At 74.8% G+C, this 6,195-nt stretch carries 5 protein-coding genes; all 5 read left to right on the forward strand.

Going from position 1 to position 6,195, the window contains the following annotated elements:
- Nucleotides 1-85: 85 nt before the first annotated feature.
- The 5 genes from N4G66_RS35725 to N4G66_RS35745 are packed head-to-tail and all read left to right on the forward strand — an operon-like array spanning nucleotide 86 to nucleotide 5,990.
- Nucleotides 86-1,327, forward strand: a complete 1,242-nt coding sequence (locus N4G66_RS35725; RefSeq protein WP_261708457.1) for a prenyltransferase/squalene oxidase repeat-containing protein — start codon at nucleotides 86-88, stop codon at nucleotides 1,325-1,327.
- The gene (locus N4G66_RS35730) at nucleotides 1,324-1,980 is read left to right on the forward strand and encodes an SCO2322 family protein (protein ID WP_261708458.1); all 657 of its coding nucleotides are present in this window, start codon (nucleotides 1,324-1,326) and stop codon (nucleotides 1,978-1,980) included. The genes N4G66_RS35725 and N4G66_RS35730 overlap by 4 nt, the downstream gene beginning before the upstream one ends.
- 10 nt (nucleotides 1,981-1,990) lie before the next feature.
- On the forward strand, nucleotides 1,991-3,274 hold the full coding sequence (locus N4G66_RS35735; protein WP_261708459.1) for an energy-coupling factor transporter transmembrane component T: 1,284 nt from the start codon (nucleotides 1,991-1,993) through the stop codon (nucleotides 3,272-3,274).
- Nucleotides 3,271-5,118 (forward strand): ABC transporter ATP-binding protein, encoded by a 1,848-nt coding sequence (locus N4G66_RS35740; protein WP_261708460.1) that lies wholly within the window; start codon nucleotides 3,271-3,273, stop codon nucleotides 5,116-5,118. The genes N4G66_RS35735 and N4G66_RS35740 overlap by 4 nt, the downstream gene beginning before the upstream one ends.
- Complete coding sequence (locus N4G66_RS35745) at nucleotides 5,115-5,990, forward strand: ECF transporter S component (RefSeq protein ID WP_261708461.1); 876 nt, start codon at nucleotides 5,115-5,117, stop codon at nucleotides 5,988-5,990. The genes N4G66_RS35740 and N4G66_RS35745 overlap by 4 nt, the downstream gene beginning before the upstream one ends.
- The last annotated feature ends 205 nt before the right edge of the window (nucleotides 5,991-6,195 follow it).

Raw genomic sequence — 6,195 nt, forward strand, 5'->3', positions numbered from 1 at the left:
GCCGGCACCGTCGAGGGATACGGAGCCGGAGCCGCCCGGATACCTCAGCGTGCCCGGTGCTGCCCGGCTCCCCGCAGGGAGAGTCATGTTTGTTCGCCGCACCGCAGCGGTACTGGCCGCCACCGCAGTCATCGGGGCGGTCGTCGCACCGGCCGCTTCCGCCGCCGGCTCGTCCCCCTCGCCGTCACCCTCGGTGGCACTCCCCTCGGGCCTGTACGGCTCCACCGACCCGACCTACGACGGCGTCTGGCGGCAGTCGCTCGCGCTGCTCGCCCAGCACACCGTCGGCGTACGCCCCGCCGCCAAGGCCGTGGACTGGCTGACCGGCCAGCAGTGCGCGAACGGGGCCTTCGCCGCGTACCGCGCCGACGCGAGTGCCGCGTGCGACGCCAAGACGCAGGTCGACACCAACAGCACCGCGGCCGCCGTCCAGGCCCTCGGCGCGCTCGGCGGACACGACGACGCCACCGGCAAGGCCGTCACCTGGCTGAAGTCCGCGCAGAACAAGGACGGCGGCTGGGGCTACATGGCCGGCGGACCCAGCGACACCAACTCGACGTCCGTCGTCATCGGCGCGCTGAAGGCGGTCGGCAAGAAGCCCGCGGGCGTCTCCAAGGACGGCAAGTCACCCTTCGACGCCCTGCTGAAGCTGTCGACGGCCTGCGACGCGGAGGGCGACGGCGCCTTCGCCTACCAGCCCGACAAGAAGGGCAAGCTGGCGGCGAACGCGGACGCGACCGCGGCGGGCGTGACGGCCGGCATGGGCCAGGGCTTCGTGGCGGCGACCGGCTACGCGTTCCACCTCACGGGTTGCGTCATCGCCGACGCCCCCGACATGGCGACCGCGGCGGGGAACGGCGCCAACTATCTCGCCAAGGCGATGGCGAAGACCTCGTACCTGAAGTCCGCGCTCCCGGGCGCCAAGGACCAGCCCGACTACGGCAACACGGCGGACGCGGTCGTGGCCCTCGCGGCCATCGGCGCGACGAAGGACGCGCAGAAGCCGCTCGCCTGGCTGGAGAAGAACTCCGGTGACTGGGCGGCCGAGTCCGGTCCCGCCGCGTACGCGCAGCTGATCTTCGCCGCGCACGCCACCGGCACCGACCCGCGCGCCTTCGGCGGCAAGGACCTGGTCGCGCTGCTGGGCGCCACGGGCCCGGCGCCGAGCACGGCCGGAGCCTCGGCCACCCCGAGCGAGAAGAAGAACGACGAGAAGAAGGACGACGGCAACGGGCTCGGCGTCTGGTGGATCATCGGCGTCGGCCTGGTCGCGGGCATCGGCATCGGCTTCCTGATCAGCGGCCGTAACAAGAAGCGCCAGCTGTGACCGCCCGTCGGACGACCGCGCCCGCCCTGGCACTCGCGCTGGCCCTCCTGCTCCTCGTCCTCGGCGGCGCAGGACAGGCCCGAGCCGTCGGCTACCGCTACTGGTCCTTCTGGGACCTGACCGGCGGGAAGTGGACGTACGCCACCCAGGGCCCGTCGACCGCGCGGCCGTCCGACGGCGATGTCCAGGGCTTCCGCTTCGCGGTGAGCGAGGACTCCCAGCACGCAGTACAGCCGCGCGGGGAGCGGGGGTTCGCCGCCATATGCGCCAGGACGCCCGCCCAGCAGGGCAAGAAGCGGGTGGCCCTGGTCATCGACCCCGGTACGGCCACCGACGCGCCGTCCGGCGAGCGTCCGCCGTCCCCGCGTACCGCCTGTGCCCGAGTCGCCCCCGACGCGAGCACCGCGGAGGCCCTGGCCACGGTCGCCAAACCCCTGCGCTACGACACCAACGCCCTGCTGTGCGCCATCGCGGGCTATCCGCGAACGGGCTGCGGCGAGCCGGTCGCGGTCGGCGGACCGACCGCGACCGCCCGCCCGCACGCCTTGGAACCGGCCCACCACGGCCCCTCGGTAGGCGTGCTGGCGGGCGCGGCGGCGGTGGCCGTGCTGGGCGCGGCGGCCGTGTGGCAGGCCCGCCGGCGCAAGGGCTGAGGCGCCGATCATGACCAAGGGCGACCCCGAACGCCCCACCGCCACCGCCGCGGGCCACCGCCCCGCGGTGCGGTGGGGGTCCCCCCTGCCCGAGCGGGACCGGGAACCCGGGACGGTGGGCCCCCAACGCCCTGCACCGGACGCCGCCCCGACCGGCCGACCGCCGAAGTCCCGCGCCCTCCCCCTCTCCCGCACACCAGGGGCGACCCGTGCGAATGCCCTTCATCCGGGCGCCTGGTGGATCTGGGCCCTGGGGCTCGGCACGGCGGCCTCCCGCACCACGAACCCCCTCCTGCTCGCGCTCCTCATCGCAGTGGCGGGCTTCGTGGTGGCCACCCACCGCAGCGAGGCCCCCTGGGCCCGCTCCTACACCGCGTTCGTGAAACTGGCCGCGGCCGTCCTCGCCATCCGGCTGGCCTTCGCCGTCTTCCTCGGCTCCCCCATCCCCGGCACCCATGTGATCGTCACGCTGCCCGAAATCCCCCTCCCGCACTGGGCGCAGGGGGTCCGCATCGGCGGCCGGGTCACCGCCGAGGGCCTGCTCTTCGCGCTGTACGACGGCCTGAAGCTGGCCGCGCTCCTCGTCTGCGTCGGCGCGGCGAACGCCCTCGCGAACCCGGCACGCCTGCTCAAGTCACTGCCGGGAGCGCTGTACGAGGCGGGCGTCGCCGTGGTCGTCGCGCTCACGTTCGCCCCGCATCTGATCGCCGACGTCCAGCGGCTGCGCGCCGCGCGCCGGCTCCGCGGCCGCCCCGACAGGGGGCTGCGCGGCCTGCTGCACGTCGGACTCCCGGTCCTGGAGGGCGCGTTGGAGCGTTCGGTCGCGCTGGCGGCGGCGATGGACGCACGAGGATACGGGCGCACGGCACAGGTCCCGCCCGCCGTCCGCCGGACCACCGGAGCTCTCACCCTGGGCGGTCTGCTCGGCGTCTGCGCGGGCACGTACGGACTGCTGACCGCCGCCGGCGACACCTACGGGCTGCCGGTCCTGCTGGCCGGCCTCGGCGCGGCGCTCGGCGGCCTGTGGCTGGGCGGCCGCCGCTCGCCGCGGACCCGGTACCGGCCGGACACCTGGGGCGTCCGTGCCTGGCTGGTCGCCGGGTCGGGCGTGGCGGTCGCGGCCCTGATGACCGTCGCCGCGTCCTACGACCCCGCCGCACTGCGCCCCGGCGTCGTCCCCCTGGTCGCCCCCGCCCTCCCGCTCTGGCCGGCGGCGGCGGTCCTGCTGGGCCTGCTCCCCGCCTTCGTGGCCCCCGCCTCCCAACGAACCCCGGCCCCCGAGGAGTCGTCGTGATCCGCTTCGAGGATGTCTCCGTGACGTACGCCGGGGCGGCCGAACCCACCGTCCGGGGCGTTGACTTCGAGGTCCCGGAAGGCGAACTGGTGCTGCTGGTCGGCCCGTCCGGGGTCGGCAAGTCGACGGTGCTGGGTGCCGTGAGCGGACTGGTCCCGCACTTCACGGGCGGAACGCTGCGCGGCCGGGTCACCGTCGCGGGGCGGGACACCCGGACGCACAAGCCGCGCGAACTCGCGGACGTGGTCGGCACGGTCGGCCAGGACCCGCTGTCCCACTTCGTGACGGACACGGTGGAGGACGAACTCGCCTACGGCATGGAGTCGTTGGGTCTGGCGCCGGCCGTGATGCGGCGCCGCGTCGAGGAGACCCTGGACCTCCTCTCCCTGGCCGACCTGCGCGACCGTCCGATCGCCACGCTGTCCGGCGGCCAGCAGCAGCGGGTCGCGATCGGCTCGGTGCTCACCCCGCACCCCCGGGTCCTGGTCCTCGACGAACCCACCTCGGCCCTGGACCCCGCCGCCGCCGAGGAGGTCCTCGCCGTCCTGCAGCGCCTGGTCCACGACCTCGGCACCACGGTCCTGATGGCCGAGCACCGCCTGGAACGCGTCGTCCAGTACGCCGACCGGCTCGCCCTTCTCCCCGCTCCGGGAGCGCCGCTGACGCTCGGCACCCCGTCCGAGATCATGGCCGTCTCCCCGGTCTGCCCACCGGTGGTGGAACTGGGCCGCCTGGCCGGCTGGTCCCCGCTCCCCCTGACCGTGCGCGACGCGCGACGCCGGGCGGGAACACTGCGCGAGCGGCTCTCCGCGACGCCATCGAAATCCGCCGCGGTCACCAAAGACCCCGGTCCCATGGCACCCACCGAAGGCCCCGGGCCGACCGGACTCGGCGACGGCCCCGCGGCGACCGAACTCGGTGCAGGCACCGGACGGGCCGGAGACATCGAGAGCACCGGAGGCACACAGCCCGCCGCTGCCCTCCCCCGCCCTTCCGCACCGCCGCACCCCGCCTCCCCCCTGGCCTCCCCCTTCTCTTCCCGCTTCTTCCGCCTCCCCGGCAGGCGCACCCCCGGCACCGCCCCTTCGCCGGCCGAAGTGGCCGTCGTCGAGGCGCTGGCCGTCCGGCGCGGGCGGGTCGAGGCGCTCCGCCGGGTCGACCTCACCGCGGGGCCCGGCGAGACCATCGCGCTGATGGGCCGCAACGGCGCCGGGAAGTCGACGCTGCTCGGGGCGCTCGTCGGGCTGGTCGAGCCGGCCGCCGGTTCCGTGCGGGTCGGCGGGGCGGTACCGCACCGCATGGCGCCGCGCGACCTCGTACGCCGTGTGGGACTCGTACCGCAGGAGCCCCGGGATCTGCTGTACGCCGACACGGTGGCCGCCGAGTGCGCGGCGGCCGACGAGGACGCCGGGGCCGGGGCCGGGACCTGCCGGGCGCTGGTGTCCGAGCTGCTGCCGGACATCGCGGACGACACACACCCCCGTGACCTCTCGGAGGGGCAGCGGCTGGCGCTGGCGCTGGCCGTCGTCCTTACGGCCCGCCCCCCGCTGCTGCTCCTCGACGAGCCGACCCGCGGCCTCGACTACGCGGCCAAGGCCCGGCTGGTCACCGTGTTGCGCGGGCTGGCGGCCGAGGGACACGCCATCGTGCTGGCCACCCACGACGTCGAACTCGCCGCCGAGCTCGCCCACCGTGTGGTGATCCTCGCGGACGGTGAGGTCGTCGCCGACGGCCCCACCGCCGAGGTGGTCGTGGCGTCCCCGTCCTTCGCCCCGCAGGTCGCCAAGATCCTGGCCCCCGAGCCGTGGCTCACCGTCGCCCAGGTCAGGAAGGCCCTCGCATGAGCGCCGCCGACGCCTCCGTCCGCCGTCCCCCGTCCCGACCGCAGCCGCAGCCGCAGCCGCCGCAGCGCCAGGCCAGGGCCGTCCGCCTCGGCCCGCGTTCCGTCGCCGCCCTGGCCCTGGTCAGTGCCACCGGGGCCGCCGGATTCGCCTGGCCGCTCTTCGCGGGGACCGGCTCGCAGGTCAGCGCACACGCCCAGGACGCTCCGTGGCTGTTCGCGGGGCTTCTCGTCCTGCTGGTCGCGGTGGTCGCGGCGACGATCTCCGAGTCGGGGCTCGGCCCGAAAGCGGTCGCCATGCTCGGCGTACTGGCCGCGACCGGTGCCGCGCTGCGCCCGATCGGGGCCGGGACCGCGGGCATCGAGCCGATGTTCTTCCTGATGGTGCTGAGCGGGCGGGTGCTCGGGCCGGGCTTCGGATACGTGCTCGGGTCCGTGACCATGTTCGCGTCGGCGCTGCTGACCGGCGGGGTGGGGCCCTGGATGCCCTTCCAGATGCTGGCCATGGGCTGGTTCACGATGGGCGCCGGACTGCTGCCGGGCCCGGACCGGCTGCGCGGCCGCGGGGAACTGCTGATGCTCGCCGGATACGGCTTCCTCGCCGCCTTCGCGTACGGCACCGTCATGAATCTGGCCGGCTGGCCCTTCATGGACGCGCTCGCCTCGAACATCGCGTTCGACCCGCACGCCGCCGTCCCCGCCAACCTCGCCCGGTTCGTCGCGTACTGCCTGGCCACCTCCCTCGGCTGGGACCTGGGCCGGGCGGTCGTCACCGTCGTGCTGACCCTGACGATCGGCACGACCCTCCTCAAGGCACTGCGCCGGGCCACGCGCCGGGCCGCTTTCGAGAGCCCGGTCACCTTCGACCCCAGCTGAGCTGCGGCCCGCGTCACACCGCCCGGCCGCACTGGGTGGGCACCCCCGCACCGTCCGTCAGGTGCGGGGTGAACCGGCCCACAGGACCCAGGTCACATACGAAGCGGCTTCGTAGACCGAATCCCATGGCATGAACGCGTCGTTATGCCCTCTGACCTGGGGTTTGAGAGCCACGTCACATGAGGGACTTTCACCTCGGATGCGA

It is taken from the genome of Streptomyces rhizosphaerihabitans (assembly GCF_025399795.1).
In the GTDB taxonomy this organism is placed as follows: domain Bacteria; phylum Actinomycetota; class Actinomycetes; order Streptomycetales; family Streptomycetaceae; genus Streptomyces; species Streptomyces rhizosphaerihabitans.

Coding starts and splice junctions, on each gene's coding strand:
- N4G66_RS35735 (WP_261708459.1), top strand. CDS start 1,991: ATGACCAAGGGCGACCCCGAACGCCCCACCGCCACCGCCGCGGGCCAC.
- N4G66_RS35725 (WP_261708457.1), top strand. CDS start 86: ATGTTTGTTCGCCGCACCGCAGCGGTACTGGCCGCCACCGCAGTCATC.
- N4G66_RS35745 (WP_261708461.1), top strand. CDS start 5,115: ATGAGCGCCGCCGACGCCTCCGTCCGCCGTCCCCCGTCCCGACCGCAG.